The organism is Photobacterium piscicola (genome assembly GCF_900166965.1).
GTDB lineage: Bacteria > Pseudomonadota > Gammaproteobacteria > Enterobacterales > Vibrionaceae > Photobacterium > Photobacterium piscicola.
Genome location: NZ_FUZI01000001.1, coordinates 689,578 through 704,828 on the forward strand (window position 1 = coordinate 689,578; position 15,251 = coordinate 704,828).

Genomic DNA, 15,251 nt, shown 5'->3' on the forward strand with positions numbered 1-15,251 from the left:
ATTAATAAATAACATTATTGTCATTTTTTCATGAAATATAAGCACCTTTTCATCCATGACAAAGAGGTTAAAAAATATGTATTACATAATGTTAGTCATATTAACTAAGTCAAAAAAACAACTCAGCAAATATATCTATTAATCTTGCTTTAAACGTATTAAAAACAAAATATATTTAACAAAATAGCAACACTTAGCTACTTATTTTTAGTGCTAAAAATAAGATACCCAGCAACAAGCACGATTGCAATGAAATATGTTGTATATGTGGATTTATTTAAACATTCGCTCACCCGTTTGATCGATAAACATTTGTGCTTTTTTTAACATAAATGTTTCAGCATCAACACGTGACGGTAAAATATCAGAACGTATAAAGTAGTGTGTCTGCATTGTGTCATTGATTTGTTTACAAATACGCCCAGCAATACGAAACTGCCCACCTTCCTTTTGAGGCTCGGGATAAATCAAATAACCATTATATTCAATGGGTTCAATTGTTGTTTCAGTTGTGGTCTTTTTACCAAATAACCAAGAAAATAATCCCATTACTACCTCATGTTAATTTATCAATCGTCGCTTTATTAATCTAAGGCTATGTTTTATCCATGATACCTCTAGCCTCAAACACACTAACTTCTATTTTTACTTATCAATATAAACTATTTTTATATCATAAAATCAATACTATATGCTTTTATCTTTATCGAACATTAGTTTCTAAATCAAGATAGTATGACACCATTATTACAGGCACAAAAAAACCAGCACATTAGCTGGTTTCTTATTTTCTCTATTCGTAAGCAAAGCAATCAAACTGCTTACCTACTTATACCATTAACCATAAAAAGTAATTAACGGTAAAGACCAATATCTTTTTGAATATGTAATGGTAAATCAGAAACATTACGTAATGTTGGCGTTGAAACTGAACGGCTAAATAGAATATCACGAGCGTGGACTAGTAGGCCTTTCAACGTCAATGAATACGTTTTTTGATCATTCATTACTGCTGTTGGAATAGAATCGAAATCAAATACCTGTGCCATACTGCCTCTTCGGATTAGCCGTTATCAATGGGATTGGCAGCATAATAACGTAATGCTAAAGCGCTTTAACAATGACATTATTTAGCAATTAGGATTAGATAATCTAATCTAAAATACTAAAAACAAATAGATACCACCAGCACAGAATATCTCACTAAAAAAGCTAAAACACGCCATATTAACAGTGATTAATGCGGTTTTTTAACTCATAAAATAATAACTAATAAGGGTCAATTCTCACGGTTATCACATGGAATAAATACCGTTAAATTTTCACTTGGTTTATCAAACGTGCACTGCTGTTTTGCAAAGGCTTCAAATGCATCAGCCATTGTGACATTAAGGGCTTGAGGCTCTGTTACATAATCAAGCAAGGGAGCATATCCTTCTTTACCTGCCGCGGTATACCCTGATGACACAGAGGTATAAACAGCATCATCATCAACCGCCAACCATTGCCCATTAGTGTAATATTCTAAGCTTTCAATCCGTTGACCGCTTGGCGCACCACAACGATACACATAACGTAAATCTGCCACATAAGGAAAACTACCGTCACCCGTTCCTTCAATGTCATTATTAGTCGCATTATCAATCGCACCTTCAAGCGCTTGACGAATACGTAACCCACGTACGCTATACATCATAATCCCTATCGCAAAGGGTAATAATCGTCCCGCTACATCAGCAGGCGTTATCTCTCCTGGATTAAATGAACACCTTACGCCACCAGCATTATGAATACCGAAATCAACATGATGACCAAGCTCTCTCGCTTGCCAAACAAAACTTTTTACCACCCAAGGCGCAATATCACTCGGGCCTTTTGCATCCGGAACTCTAATATGACGAAGAGGTTCATTAATAGACGCGATTTTATCCGTTTGTAATGCGCGCACAGCAGGACGGTAATGTTGATTTAGAATGTCTTCTATGCGTGGATCTTTTACCACAAACCGAATATTGGGCTGATTTAATAAATAATCACGAACTTTATTATGGTTATCATGATCTAAATGTTGAGTCCGCCCTGCATCAATCGTAAATTTACGTCCAAGTAGGAGTTGATTACACCCGGTCGCACTTTCTACACGACCATCAGCACTAAACGCGATGGTTAATTGACCAAGAGCTAACGCATTACAACCAGCTTGAACAACGCAAGTATTATTAACCATGAAGGCATAAGTATCTGTTTTACCATATCCAACATTAGTAAAATCGCCTTGCATCGTATGAGAATGACCGCCAATAATGGCACCAATACCCTCAACCTCTTGGGCTAATGATAAATCACGGTCGTAGCCTAAATGACTTAACACAATAATTTTATTAATGCCTTTTTCTTTAAGCAATGCAATTGTATTTTTAGTCACCGTTGCTACATTACGAAAAGATGTATCAGGATCAGGATTCGCTATTCCCGCCATATTTTCAATCGCTAAACCAAAAATAGCCACGGGCTCACCATGCACATTCTTTATCAAATAATGCGCTGATTGTGTCGCATTATCATAAGCATAAACATTGTCTTTATTACGCAGAGGATTACGCTTTGTTTGATCTTCTTGCGATAAATCCCAATTGCCAGCTAATAATGGAAACGCCGTATGATCAAGAAAATCAGCAACAATGTCATTGCCCATATCAAGTTCATGATTACCTAATGCCATTGCCTCAACACCAATAGCATTGAGCAAAACTGCATTAGCCATACCTTTATAAAGCGAAAAATACAATGTGCCTTGAAAACAATCACCCGCATGTAAGAACATAAATTCACGTTGATGAAGTAATGCTTCACGCTTAATTTCAGTCACCGCAGAACAAAGACGTGAAAAACCGCCACAACTGGCATAAACCGATGTCTCTGAATTTAATACATCAGGTGAAAGTGATAAGGAAATCGCAGAAGGCTCAAAATTAGAGTGTGTATCATTAATATGAGCAAAAGTGATTGTTGCTGCGTGATTAACAGTCATAATAATTTCAGTTCCTCCAGAACCATCGGTATTACCTAACGACTGATTTATAACGCTCACAGCATTACAAAAATAAAGTTCGTCACTAAATAAGAAACCAAATTACATACAATGACATAAATATGAGATCTTTATCAAAATATACCATCTTTTCAGGAAAAACACTGAGTGAATAGCCTCTTAACACAATAGTGCTCATTTTTATTCACTCAGTGAAGATAACATTCTTAATTATTACAGGTAGCGACCATGGCGTTGTAGAAATTCAATTTTGTAACCGTCAGGATCTTGAACAAAGAAAAATTTCGCCAATAAAACACCATCTCGAAAAAATTCTTTAATTTCTGCAGGATTGTAAGCTAATGCCACCAAGTTTTGATGCTCAGCTTCAAGATCATCCACAGCAACGGCAATGTGACCATAACCTGTACCATGTGTATAAGGTTCCGTTGTCCCCTCATTCCATGTTAATTCAAGTTCCATGTCATTTTCATCATTGCGTAAGTACACCAAACTAAAACCATCAAAATCTAGTCGTTGTGCAATATCTAAGTTTAATGCTTTTTTATAGAACTCTAGTGATGCGTCAAGATCAATAACACGAATCATAGAGTGAATAATTTTAGCCATCTGATCGTCCTTTATAATTGTTTTCATTAAAAATTCATGCGGACTATAGTATCTTTTTTAATTTGAACATTGTATCAATAATGTGAGCAAAACGATCCCTTTCTAATAATCTCTGCGCTATGTTGTAAAGAAAGAAGAAGGAAAAATCATGCATTTAGAACGTATTGAAATCGCGGGTTTTCGAGGTATCAAACGATTGTCACTGTCATTTGATGAATTAACCGTTCTTATCGGAGAAAATGCATGGGGGAAATCATCACTGCTGGATGCGTTAAGCTTGGCCTTATGCCCAAGTGCTGAATTTTACGAAATGAAGTTCTCTGACTTCCATATTGATCATGCTATGGGCCATGAGCGTACATCTTCCCTACAGATAGTTCTTCGTTGGCATGAAGATTATCAAGGTGAATACCGTGCTCGACGTTATCGTGCTTTTGATCCTTTCTGGAATAAACAACATCATTTAAAACATCTTTATGTTCAGATCGATAGTCACATCAAAAACGATAAAATTATCACTCACCGTCATTTTTTACATACTGATGGTCATATTATTCAACATCCAGATACCGATAAGTTTTTACGTCAATTAATGGTCTTGCATCCAATCGTAAGAATTCGTGACGCGCGCCAATTAGAATATGGTAATACCTCTACAATTCCTACACACAATGCTACCACTGTACCACCAGCAAAAAATCGAGAATCCGAACGTATTCAACGCCGGCTTGATAATACATGCCGCCGTTTAATGACACAGCCAGGGCATGTGAGCGCGGCTGAAATAAAAAGTAGTATTAACACATTACGTTCATTAGTTGATCACTACTTTGCCTTTGCACCACATACCCGTACAAAAGCCGAGCCTCATACTTACTATCCATTAGAAAATCAATATGACGATCAATGTCTCAATCCGTTTGATCAACTTGTACAACCTAGAATGACCAAACAAGCGAAATTAATTTTAATGGGCCTACTTAACGCCTATATTCGTGCCCGCGGTCCCGTTGATCTAAAACGTATATCGCGCCCAATCATGATCTTAGAAGATCCTGAAGGACGATTGCACCCTATCATGCTCCATCAAGCGTGGGCATTTATACAAAATATGCCGATGCAAAAAGTATTAACAACCAATAGTCCTGAACTATTAAGTGTCGTTCCACTAACAGCCATTAAACGTCTACAGCGAACACCACAAAAAACGGTGGTGCATGGCGTAAATAATGGTGAACTTAATAAAGATGATATTCGTAAAGTCACCTTTCATGTCCGTATGCATCGCCCGAGTGCGTTTTATGCACGCGTCTGGCTTCTTGTTGAAGGAGAGACGGAAGTATGGCTCTTTAATGAAATGGCACACCTCACAGGACATAACCTTGTCGCTGAAGGTATTCATGTGATTGAGTTTGCTCAAAGCGGGCTAAAACCACTGATTAAGCTTGCTCGTTTATTAGGGATTGAATGGCATCTTGTCGCTGATGGCGATCCTGCAGGACGAAAGTATGCCGATAAAGTGAGAGCATTATTGAATAATGACAGCGAACGCGAGCGTTTAACCGTGCTCCCCGCGAAAGACATTGAACATTTCCTCTTTAAAAAAGGTTACGAGCCCTTATTTCGCCAACTTGCTAATATTTCAGATAATGACCAAATACCCATTCGAAAAATCATTTATCGCGCCTTAAAAAAACATGCCAAGCCTGATGTCGCTTTAGCTATCGTACAATATACTCGTGAGTCAGATTCAGACAAAATGCCATTATTAATTCGTTGGGTGTTAAAAAGAGTAATAATAATGGCAAGAGGTATAGTTTAAATGAATGAATACACTTATATTAAATGAATATATATAAGTTATTTAATGATAGATCACGAAATAAATATAATTATAAATAAATAGCATTCCTATTATTCATAATAATTAGTATAGTATGTTTCATAAAGGGATTTTAATTATTAATTTTATCTATACCATTAGGAATATAATGTGTCAGCTGAATTAATTACAGCATATCGTTCATTTAACAAAATACTGAAACGTTTACCGGTAGATAAATCGCTGGCAGACATGCTATCTCAAGTCATTGAACTAACAGAAGAAACCTTTAATAGTCGTCAAACATCGATCTTTCTTTATGATGATAATGAAAAAAAATTCACCCCATTTATAAATAAAGACAGCCATTCAATCTGTAATGAACGTTTTATGGTTAATCCGGCTCAAATACATTTTGAACACATCTGTGCAAAAAATAAACTTATTATATCCGAAAACATAACTAGCACTAATGAATACCGTGAATATTACAGCCTTAAGACTATTAATAACTTTAATTTTTGTTACGGCCAACCTATTTTATCATCACAAAATAAAATTTTAGGTATTATATATTCTCATTGTCCTCATCATTCTTCAATGACAGATAATGAATGTGAATTGCTTGATATGGCAGCAACCGTTTGTTCTATCTCAATAGAGAAAAACATAAAAGAACAAGAGCTTGATTATCTAGCTTCATATGATTTTTTGACTAACATTTGGAACCGTCGTGCGTTTTATCATCAAATAAATCAAGCTATTATCAATATAAAACGGAAAAATGAATACCTTATTATTTTCTATCTTGATATCAACAAATTCAAGATGATCAATGATAAATATGGGCATCATTTTGGTGATCGCATTCTCAAGAAATATGCTTCTAAGCTACGGAAAATCAGTAATGATACAACCGGTGTGGCTCGTTTAGGGGGCGATGAATTTATTGTTTACAGTGAAGTAAGCACTCTGGTCGATGCCAACATAAAAAAAAGAGAGGTTTTATCTGAATTACAACAAATAGAAATAGATGGTGTTTCTATTACGGCATCTATTGGTTCATATTGTATTCATTCAAAAAATATAAATAACACTAACATTGACAGTCTAATTCATAATGCAGATATGTCTATGTATAGCAACAAACATTTGTCACGGCCATGTTAGTCATATTTAATCATTCATTTATCATATTTAAAAGTACCACCAGATCCGTATTATTTTATTGTCTCTCTTTTCGTTTTTATAAAATAAGGGGGGTTATTATTTTTGAAAAAACAATGTCACAGAACCGACAGTGATCCCCCATTTTTTCATTTTAGCCACATTAAACAGCTGATTATTATCTTGATAGAACATCCAATCTTCAAAGTTAATATGGTATGTCGTGCCGTCAATATCCATCGCTAATACATATTGCCAATGTAAAGCATTCCCTTTCTCATAACCAACGGCTTCACCGACAACATCATCAGCAGTACCAATATACTGACCATTGGCTTGTTTCGTAATCGTCCATACCCGTTGTTGGGTTTCTTTATCATCAAAAACAAAATCCTCAGTAAGCACCAGTTTATTGCCAGTAATCACACCATTGAGTTCAACACTAAATCGGCGTACTTGCTGCCCTTTATAATCTTGCACCATTCCCCAGGCTTGACTCCGTCCTTCAAAGAACTGAAATAAATTAAACTTAGGTTCAGCATGTTCGTAATCTTCAATCGAGGCAGTACACCCGTTGAGTAACAATGCTAATACGCATCCAAGTAACCACTGTAAGGTGATGTATGAGGTCTGATAAATAGAATGAGAAGCCATAATCTGTTCCTCTTAACTTGCTATTGTCAATAATCAGTGTATATAACCTAGGCTTACTGACCAATGAGCTGCAAGCGTAACTTAGGGTATGCAGTGTCGGTTGATAACCAAATTCCAATAAAAGCGTTACTTAATGCTGTAGACAGTGGTTTACCGAGCGGTTTTCCTGCTTGATAAAAACGGCCCTCGGTCGCATTTTTTACAAACACTAACCTATCGCCCTGTTTTACGTTCGGCCATTGTTGCGCTAACTGATTAAGCCATTGCTGTCGTTGTTGTGACGAAATACCTAAATGTTGCCATTGCTTATCTGTTGCAATAAGAAGATCTTCTTTATCAATATCGCGTAAATAACGAATAATCAGAGCCAAATTTGGATCACTTGCAACATATTTACCCGATGGGGTTTTAAGTTGGGCGATATATATCTGCCACCAGCCCCATTTGAGTGTTGATTCCCCCACCGTCGGCCATGTATACCATGCTGAAGCCTGCACTGATGAGCAGAAAAAAGTCGTCATCAACAGTAATGCCATTAAAGAACTTTTCATACTGATCCTCTGTTGCTCATTCGCCGTAATAACCACAGTAAATAACCACTATAGATGCTCCAGACAAGTGCAATACCGATAAACGTAACAAGTTCACCATAAGGCCATATCACCGCACCTAATGTTAATCCCGTCCAATAACTAACAGCGCCACCAAGACTACCGCCAATAATCACGCCCCATAGTGGTAACCTTTGAACTTGCTCACGCATAATCCACACCATTGAGGTAAACCCTAGCCATAATAAGATTAGCCATAACGGTATAAAATAGCCAAAAGGTGCAAACAACGGATCAGTAGGCAAAGGAAATTGCATCACTCCTAATTGAAACAGAATGTAATCGCCACCAATACCAATAACACTTGCCAATAACGCGTAAGGAAAACAGCGACGATAGAATAACCAACAACCAATAAGCAGTGACATCAATAGCGTCACATACTGGTATTGCCCCCATACGGCGAGTAACCAAAACAGATTAAATCCAAGGCCTATCGCAAGATATTTCATTATTCACGCCACAGAGGACGACTAGCAACTAACTGAATGGTACTGATACTGCGTTCCAGAAATCCCCCTTCGCAATAACAGAAATAGTAGCGCCACATACGCATAAACCGTTCGTCATAACCGTAGTGGTGTAAGACTTCACTGTTTTTATTAAACATGACATGCCAATCAGCTAATGTTTTCGCGTAATCTAAACCAATATCTTTAATATCACGTGTTACAAAATCACTGTGTGATGTTAATTGTGACTGTAATACACTAATTGATGGCAGGAACCCACCGGGAAAGATATGTTTTTGAATAAAATCAACATCTTTGCTATAGCTTTTATAACGTTGATCAGCAATGGTTATGGCTTGAATAGCAAACAAACCATTAGGTTTAAGTAATGATTGGCATTTCTTAATATACGTGGATAAGTACTGCTTACCGACGGCTTCAATCATTTCAATTGACACTAATTTGTCATATTGACCCGTTAAATCACGGTAGTCTTCCAATAATAAAGTGATCTTATGCTCAAGACCTGCTTGTTTAACTTTCTCTTGCGCCCATTGGTATTGTTCCTTAGAAATGGTCGTAGTAGTGACATGGCAACCATAATGCTGCGCCGCATAAATTGCCATTCCCCCCCAACCCGTGCCTATCTCTAAGAGATGATCATGCTCTGTCAGCCGTAGTTGATCACATAATCTTGCCATTTTATTAATTTGAGCCTGAGCAAGCGTATCTGATGCAGTTAAATACACACCCGCGGAATATAGCATTCTGTCATCAAGAAAATGTCGATATAAATCATTACCTAAATCGTAGTGCGCCGAAATGTTATCTTTCGCATTATCTTGACTGTTTCTGCGTGAAAAATGGTGAAATTGTTTAATTAACCGAGTTATCCAACCAACTTTAGCTTCTATTTTATCTAGCGTCGTCATATTGCGAGCCAGAATACGCACCACATTGGTTAAATCAGGACTATCCCACCAACCATCAATATACGCCTCACCAGCGCCAATACTGCCATCAGTTAATAAACGTTTATAGAAATGAGGGTGTATGACTGTAATACTCGCTTGCAAACTTGCTTGCTTATCGCCAAAGAAATGGGTATCTCCGCCTTGTTCTGACAATGTTAACCCAACATCTGATAGCTGACGTAATATCGTAAAAATTAATCGACGTGACCGATCATGATTAAATAAACCTGTTGATGTTGCCGGCTCTAACTCACTTCTAAGCATAGTTTATTCCCTTACTATTCATTGTCATGATGAGGATGATCATAAATTGGTGCCCCTTTACGCCACAATTTAAAGGCTTGCCAATATATCCCTACCACTACTTTAATCGTCATCATTGGTGTAACGAACAAATGCCGTAGTAAAATTGCAGTCGTAAATGGCTGCTTTTGCATCGCTAATGTGGCATCAAAGACTTTTGTTGGAACCTCAACGTTATGATTGCTATTTTCATCAAATCTTTTTTCACCCTCCCGATGAAAGCTATCTTTTTTAGAATGTACCTCCAAGTGAATCTTGACAATGCTATCAGGGATGGCCAACTGCCAAACATAATCTTGATCCATAGGATTAAACGGGGAGACATGAAACGCTTTGTCATCAATAAAATGCTTTTGTTGCCAATATTGCTTGGCGGGGATCGCATAATAATGACGTTGATTCCAAGGTGTATTACTCACTTCAGCGAGAACATATTGCCAACATCCTTGTTGATCAAAAACGTAATACATATTCAATGGACTAAAATACAATCCACCATAACGTAGATGACATAACATGCTGACCTTGCCACTGATACGTTCACCCGTCAGTTCAAAAATTTTATTCTCAACTGACAAGTTAATATTTTCAGCGCCACCAATATAGTCTTGACGACGAAAACGAGCAAAATGAAACCATGACCGCCCAAAACACGTTACCCTGTCACATAATGTATCAATTTCATCAACGTCGAGATACACCATAAACATTGAATAGCGAAAACGGTGCAATACGGGCGTAAAGCGTCGATGCCTAACATGGCCACTATAAATGCCACTATTGATAATAGGCACAACCTTACTCATACGCATTTACACCATCAGCATGTGTTATTGCCTCAATAACATCTAACGCACTTTTAACGCCATCTTCATGAAATCCGTTATACCAATAAGCACCACAGAACCATGTATTATCTAGACCATTAATCAAATGCCGTTGTTGTTGCGCTTTAATACTACTGAGATTAAACACCGGATGAGCATAAGTAAATTGGCGTAATATCTTACTGGGATCGATAGCTTGCGTTTGATTTAACGTGACACAAAATGTTTCAGGAGCATCAATACCTTGTAGAATATTCATATTATAAGTTAAGGCAGGAAGCTGGTGGAGTGACCCATTACCCGTTAATGGTAAATGATAATTCCATGAGGCCCATGCAGCTTTCGCATCAGGTAAAATGCTGGCATCTGTGTGTAAGACAACATCATTATCTTGATACGCCATGGCTGATAACACCTGTTGTTCATTTACAGTACTATCAGCTAACAGTGCTAATGCTTGATCGCTATGGCATGCAAAAATAACATGATCAAAAACGTCCACACTGTTATTAACGGTGATGTGAATTTGCTCATTAATACGACTCACCTGCTGTACAGGAGAATTTAATCGAACGCAGGAGCCAATTTCTAACAATATTCGTTGCACATATTCACGTGAGCCACCAGGAATGACATACCACTGTGGACGATTAACAATATCAAGTAAGCCATGATTTAAGAAAAAACGCAGAAAAAAACCTAATGGTATATTGCGCATATCGGCCAATGATGATGACCAAATTGCAGCGCCCATCGGTAAAATATAATTCTCCGTAAAATAATCACTCAAACCATGCTGTTGTAAAAAATCACCTAACGTTTGCTGTTGCTCAATATCTTCATAAGCCGTTTGTTTTGCCAAGCGATTAAATTTAGTGATTTCATATAAGAAGTGAAAAAACTGTGGTTTAAATAGATTCTTTTTCTGAGCAAACAGTGAACTCAACCCATGACCATTATATTCCAAGCCATTATTTTCATTATGAACACTAAAACTCATTTCACTGGCTTGTCTTTCAATATCAAGCTCTGTTAATAACTGTTCAAAATTAGGGTATGTACGATCGTTAAAAACAATAAACCCCGTATCAATGGCGTATCGACCACTCGCAACCTCAACATCTACTGTTGCTGTATGCCCACCAGCATAATCATTGGCTTCAAATAACGTAATACTATGTTGATGGCGTAAATACCATGCTGAAGTTAACCCTGAAATCCCGGATCCTATAATTGCTATTTTCATGACGCATTCCTTGTCATCCGTTGAATAATAATTCGCTGTAAAGCAACAGGAAATAAAGCAATCGCTTTCAGTAATAAGGTGAATTTTATCGGAAAATGTATTTCTGCTTGTTGCTTCTCAATACCTTGACGTATCTTAAGGGATGCATATTCACAGCTAACAATCATCGGCATTGGAAAGTCATTTTTATTGGTAAGCGGTGTTGCAACAAATCCTGGGTTAACCAAAGTAACCGTCTTAACCTTGTCTTTTAAATCTATCGCTAATCCATTAGCTAAGTAAGATAGAGCTGCTTTTGAAGCGCCATAAGCTTCAGCACGGGGTAAAGCGGTATAAGCAGCAGATGAACTAATAAAGACCAAATGTGTTGTAGCGGTAAATCGAGATTGCATTGCATCTAAACAGTGAATAATGCCAAAAAAATTGACCTCAAATACACGCTTAAATACATCACTCTCAATCACACCATTATCGATATATTCACAAGTGCCAGCATTTAAAATAATGTAATCAGGTAATGTTTCAATTTCGGCTAAAACTTGCCTTGTTTGCTCAAGATTGGTGACATCAAAAACTAACGGGGTTATTTTTCCTATCGAGGTTGCATCAAGGTTAGTGACTAATTGTTCAAGTCGTCGTTGATTTTGACCACAAGCATAAACATGCCAACCACTATTCGCATAATCTGTTGCTAACTGCTGACCAATGCCTGAGCTTGCACCGGTAATAAGTACCTGTTTCATTGGCCTAACCTCGTTTTAATAGACGTAATGACATAACCAATAACAGGTAGCCCTTCATATAGCATCGCCCCTAAATCAAAAAAATCACGATGATAAATGATCTGTTGCTGTTTAATGGTTAGCTGAGTACAACCGTCTAAGGTGCGTTGCTTCCCTTGCTGTAACTTTGGATGAGAAAAAATCATTGTCCATTGTAAAAACGCACAATCGCCATCAACAACCGCTTGATTTATAGTAAAATTACAATAATTAATATTGCTGTAAAGCGTGGTAAAATAATGCTGCAATGCGTCAATACCAACAACATGGTGGGCAGGATCTTCAAATACAATCTCTGAGTGATAGACATCATTGAGCAGTAATAAATTGTCTTTATTAAGCTGACAATAAACCTCAATAAACCTATTAATTACTGTATTATTGGTTGTAACCATAATAATGTCCTTATTATTCTATTTATGCCTCACGCTGGTTGTCATACTCAGTTTTAGCTTGCTTATAACTCTCAATCGCTAACAACCGCATTTGTTTATGATCAACAATCGGCAACGGATAATTCACACAACCAAAACCAGACCATAATGATGGTGCATGGATATATTTATCAGGAACAGATTCAAGTTCGGGGATCCATTGACGAATAAACTCCCCTTTGGGATCAAACCGTTCACTTTGCGTGGTGGGATTAAAGACTCGAAAATACGGTTGAGCATCAGTTCCCGTTGATGCAGCCCATTGCCAGCCGCCATTATTTGAGGCTAATTCACCATCAATCAGCTGCTGCATAAACCACTGTTCACCAATGCGCCAATCACACAACATATCTTTAGTTAAAAAGCTTGCGGTGATCATCCGTAATCGATTATGCATCCAACCTGTTGTTGCCAGTTGTCGCATTGCTGCATCCACCAACGGAAATCCGGTTTGTCCTTGTTGCCAAGCATGAACATGATCGCTATTTTCTAACCATTGCACATTATCTGTATATAACTGAAAAGGTTGGTTTTTACTTAAACGTTCATCACTATCAAGCAAGTGATTGTAAAACTCACGCCACACCACTTCACTTAACCAGACAAAAGCACCGTTATCTTTATTTATTTCAACACATTGCGGTAAAGTTTGTAGTAAAGCAGCTAAACACTGACGGGCAGACAAAGCACCAATGGCCAAATAAGGAGATAAACAACTGGTACCATCAATGGCAGGAAAGTCACGTTGTTGCTGATAATATTCAGCTTTAGTTTCACAAAACATCTGTAATCGTTGTTGAATAGTTCCTTCATCAACCGGCCATAAGACACTGTCTTGTTTGAGGTAATTAAAGGTTTGAAGATTACAGTTAGCGTCAATATTGCCCGCAAGAAGATCAGCACATTGCGCACTAGGGGTTACGGTGTCACTATTAGTAACGGGCTGATAATTATGCATTAAAAACTGTGTTAACCATGCGTTTCGGTATGGTGTAAAAACCTTATACATTTGTTGTTGTTTCGTAACCACGCTACCTGGAGGTAAGACACAAAAATCATCACTGCAATACCACTGTTTATTTTGCATTAATAAAGCATGCTCTACCGCACGATCTCGTTGTTTTTCATTCCAACCATACTGGCGATTACAATACACTGCATTAATTTGGTATTGCTGACACAAGTTAAGAATAATGTCAGTTGCCGCAGAAAAATCATCCCCTTCAAGGATTAATAATGGAATATTGATATCATTAAACTGTTGCTTAACAACTTGCAATCTGCGCTCAATTAAATCAATTTGCCGTCCTGAAACATAATGTTGATACCACTGCATTGGGGTTGCAATATAAACTGCAATAATAGGTAAACCAGACGCTATGGCCCGATTTAAAGCGGTGTTATCCGTAACTCGTAAATCAGCCCGCAGCCATACTAATGCATGACCCGTTATTGTTGATAATTGAGGCTCAGTATTCATTCTATTATCCCTATGGCATGTGCTATTACAGTCCGTGAATTATTTTTATACTGCCAACAAAATACAGCTTCACGCCTGTTTCTTGTTGCACCATGTCAATATCAGCCAGTTGACGTCGACTGAGTTTAGTCTCGCCCACGACCACAAGATTAACGATATTACGTTCACGTATACACGCAGAGAGACCCGTTAATCGTCCTGATAAATTTGGCATAATAGTGACACCGTCACCTTTATAGCACCATGCTAGTCCTTGTTGCCAAATCTTATAACTGTTGCATTTATCAAAACTAATCAATAAGCACGTTAGTTTCTTTTCATTGTTTATTTTGGTAATAACATTAATAAAACAGACAGTTAAAACAGATATCCACAAACTTTTTTGTATTGAATATAAAGGATTATCTTGATGCTCAATAACAGCACTCACCTCGGGTAATAAGCGCTGTTGAATCACCTCATAGGGATAAATTTTTAACGCTTCATTAATTAAACGTTCTAATTTAAACCCATTTAATGCTTGTACTGCGGCAATAATATCGTCCGTAATGTCTAATACTTGCTGTCGCTCTAATATTGGATCAGCATCGCCAGCTAACAAGGGTTTCACTTTTCCAATAGAAACCCCTTTAGCTAACCAATTAAGGATCAATTTAATTTTACTTATATCGCTTTCAGTGTATAAACGGTGACCTTGAGAGGTACGCTGAGGGACCAAAAGACCATAACGACGTTGCCATGCTCTTAATGTTACAGCGTTAACCCCTGTAACATCAGAAACCTCACTGATTGTAAATAATTTAGTATCTTCAGTAAGATCACCCATAAAACCTCTTAA

The 15,251-nt window shown here is 37.4% G+C and carries 16 protein-coding genes; 2 read left to right on the plus strand and 14 right to left on the minus strand.

Going from position 1 to position 15,251, the window contains the following annotated elements; all coding sequences use genetic code 11:
- Positions 1–273: 273 nt before the first annotated feature.
- The 4 genes from CZ809_RS03175 to CZ809_RS03190 form a co-directional block, all read right to left on the minus strand.
- Positions 274–549: an HlyU family transcriptional regulator gene (locus tag CZ809_RS03175; protein WP_080155973.1), complete on the minus strand. Its 276-nt coding sequence runs from the start codon at positions 547–549 to the stop codon at positions 274–276.
- A 305-nt stretch (positions 550–854) separates the two neighbouring features.
- A complete protein-coding gene (locus CZ809_RS03180) occupies positions 855–1,049 on the minus strand; it encodes a hypothetical protein (protein ID WP_080155974.1) in 195 nt (64 codons plus the stop codon).
- Between the two features lie 230 nt (positions 1,050–1,279).
- The gene (locus CZ809_RS03185; protein WP_080155975.1) at positions 1,280–3,031 is read right to left on the minus strand and encodes a bifunctional metallophosphatase/5'-nucleotidase; all 1,752 of its coding nucleotides are present in this window, start codon (positions 3,029–3,031) and stop codon (positions 1,280–1,282) included.
- Between the two features lie 234 nt (positions 3,032–3,265).
- Positions 3,266–3,661 carry a VOC family protein gene (locus CZ809_RS03190; protein ID WP_080155976.1) on the minus strand — a complete coding sequence of 132 codons (396 nt, stop codon included), beginning with the start codon at positions 3,659–3,661 and terminating at the stop codon, positions 3,266–3,268.
- Between the two features lie 148 nt (positions 3,662–3,809).
- Here CZ809_RS03190 and CZ809_RS03195 point away from each other — a divergent pair, with 148 nt between their 5' ends.
- Positions 3,810–5,483 carry a DUF2813 domain-containing protein gene (locus CZ809_RS03195; RefSeq protein WP_080155977.1) on the plus strand — a complete coding sequence of 558 codons (1,674 nt, stop codon included), beginning with the start codon at positions 3,810–3,812 and terminating at the stop codon, positions 5,481–5,483.
- A gap of 171 nt (positions 5,484–5,654) precedes the next feature.
- Positions 5,655–6,653, plus strand: a complete 999-nt coding sequence (locus CZ809_RS03200; protein WP_080155978.1) for a sensor domain-containing diguanylate cyclase — start codon at positions 5,655–5,657, stop codon at positions 6,651–6,653.
- Positions 6,654–6,749: 96 nt separating this feature from the next.
- Here CZ809_RS03200 and CZ809_RS03205 read toward each other — a convergent pair whose 3' ends face one another.
- From CZ809_RS03205 to CZ809_RS03250, 10 genes are read right to left on the minus strand one after another with little or no spacing between them, the layout of a single operon-like run.
- Positions 6,750–7,304 (minus strand): DUF3833 domain-containing protein, encoded by a 555-nt coding sequence (locus CZ809_RS03205; RefSeq protein WP_080155979.1) that lies wholly within the window; start codon positions 7,302–7,304, stop codon positions 6,750–6,752.
- Positions 7,305–7,357: 53 nt separating this feature from the next.
- The gene (locus CZ809_RS03210; RefSeq protein ID WP_235865767.1) at positions 7,358–7,855 is read right to left on the minus strand and encodes a chalcone isomerase family protein; all 498 of its coding nucleotides are present in this window, start codon (positions 7,853–7,855) and stop codon (positions 7,358–7,360) included.
- The gene (locus tag CZ809_RS03215; protein ID WP_080155980.1) at positions 7,852–8,367 is read right to left on the minus strand and encodes a DUF2878 family protein; all 516 of its coding nucleotides are present in this window, start codon (positions 8,365–8,367) and stop codon (positions 7,852–7,854) included. Before CZ809_RS03215 ends, CZ809_RS03210 begins: the two co-directional genes overlap by 4 nt.
- Positions 8,367–9,605 carry an SAM-dependent methyltransferase gene (locus CZ809_RS03220; RefSeq protein WP_080155981.1) on the minus strand — a complete coding sequence of 413 codons (1,239 nt, stop codon included), beginning with the start codon at positions 9,603–9,605 and terminating at the stop codon, positions 8,367–8,369. Before CZ809_RS03220 ends, CZ809_RS03215 begins: the two co-directional genes overlap by 1 nt.
- A gap of 14 nt (positions 9,606–9,619) precedes the next feature.
- Positions 9,620–10,450, minus strand: coding sequence for a DUF1365 domain-containing protein (locus CZ809_RS03225; protein ID WP_144396141.1), 831 nt, complete (start codon positions 10,448–10,450; stop codon positions 9,620–9,622).
- Entirely contained in the window at positions 10,443–11,717 is a 1,275-nt protein-coding gene (locus tag CZ809_RS03230; RefSeq protein ID WP_080155983.1) for an NAD(P)/FAD-dependent oxidoreductase, read from the minus strand. Before CZ809_RS03230 ends, CZ809_RS03225 begins: the two co-directional genes overlap by 8 nt.
- Positions 11,714–12,460 carry an SDR family NAD(P)-dependent oxidoreductase gene (locus CZ809_RS03235; protein WP_080155984.1) on the minus strand — a complete coding sequence of 249 codons (747 nt, stop codon included), beginning with the start codon at positions 12,458–12,460 and terminating at the stop codon, positions 11,714–11,716. Before CZ809_RS03235 ends, CZ809_RS03230 begins: the two co-directional genes overlap by 4 nt.
- The gene (locus CZ809_RS03240) at positions 12,457–12,894 is read right to left on the minus strand and encodes a nuclear transport factor 2 family protein (protein WP_080155985.1); all 438 of its coding nucleotides are present in this window, start codon (positions 12,892–12,894) and stop codon (positions 12,457–12,459) included. The genes CZ809_RS03235 and CZ809_RS03240 overlap by 4 nt, the downstream gene beginning before the upstream one ends.
- Before the next feature lie 22 nt (positions 12,895–12,916).
- Entirely contained in the window at positions 12,917–14,413 is a 1,497-nt protein-coding gene (gene phrB / locus CZ809_RS03245; protein ID WP_080155986.1) for a deoxyribodipyrimidine photo-lyase, read from the minus strand.
- Positions 14,414–14,438: 25 nt separating this feature from the next.
- Positions 14,439–15,239: a MerR family transcriptional regulator gene (locus CZ809_RS03250; protein WP_080155987.1), complete on the minus strand. Its 801-nt coding sequence runs from the start codon at positions 15,237–15,239 to the stop codon at positions 14,439–14,441.
- Between the last annotated feature and the right edge of the window lie 12 nt (positions 15,240–15,251).

Coding starts and splice junctions, on each gene's coding strand:
- CZ809_RS03175 (WP_080155973.1), bottom strand. CDS start 549: ATGGGATTATTTTCTTGGTTATTTGGTAAAAAGACCACAACTGAAACA.
- CZ809_RS03180 (WP_080155974.1), bottom strand. CDS start 1,049: ATGGCACAGGTATTTGATTTCGATTCTATTCCAACAGCAGTAATGAAT.
- CZ809_RS03185 (WP_080155975.1), bottom strand. CDS start 3,031: ATGACTGTTAATCACGCAGCAACAATCACTTTTGCTCATATTAATGAT.
- CZ809_RS03190 (WP_080155976.1), bottom strand. CDS start 3,661: ATGGCTAAAATTATTCACTCTATGATTCGTGTTATTGATCTTGACGCA.
- CZ809_RS03195 (WP_080155977.1), top strand. CDS start 3,810: ATGCATTTAGAACGTATTGAAATCGCGGGTTTTCGAGGTATCAAACGA.
- CZ809_RS03205 (WP_080155979.1), bottom strand. CDS start 7,304: ATGGCTTCTCATTCTATTTATCAGACCTCATACATCACCTTACAGTGG.
- CZ809_RS03210 (WP_235865767.1), bottom strand. CDS start 7,855: ATGAAAAGTTCTTTAATGGCATTACTGTTGATGACGACTTTTTTCTGC.
- CZ809_RS03215 (WP_080155980.1), bottom strand. CDS start 8,367: ATGAAATATCTTGCGATAGGCCTTGGATTTAATCTGTTTTGGTTACTC.
- CZ809_RS03220 (WP_080155981.1), bottom strand. CDS start 9,605: ATGCTTAGAAGTGAGTTAGAGCCGGCAACATCAACAGGTTTATTTAAT.
- CZ809_RS03225 (WP_144396141.1), bottom strand. CDS start 10,450: ATGAGTAAGGTTGTGCCTATTATCAATAGTGGCATTTATAGTGGCCAT.
- CZ809_RS03230 (WP_080155983.1), bottom strand. CDS start 11,717: ATGAAAATAGCAATTATAGGATCCGGGATTTCAGGGTTAACTTCAGCA.
- CZ809_RS03235 (WP_080155984.1), bottom strand. CDS start 12,460: ATGAAACAGGTACTTATTACCGGTGCAAGCTCAGGCATTGGTCAGCAG.
- CZ809_RS03240 (WP_080155985.1), bottom strand. CDS start 12,894: ATGGTTACAACCAATAATACAGTAATTAATAGGTTTATTGAGGTTTAT.
- phrB (WP_080155986.1), bottom strand. CDS start 14,413: ATGAATACTGAGCCTCAATTATCAACAATAACGGGTCATGCATTAGTA.
- CZ809_RS03250 (WP_080155987.1), bottom strand. CDS start 15,239: ATGGGTGATCTTACTGAAGATACTAAATTATTTACAATCAGTGAGGTT.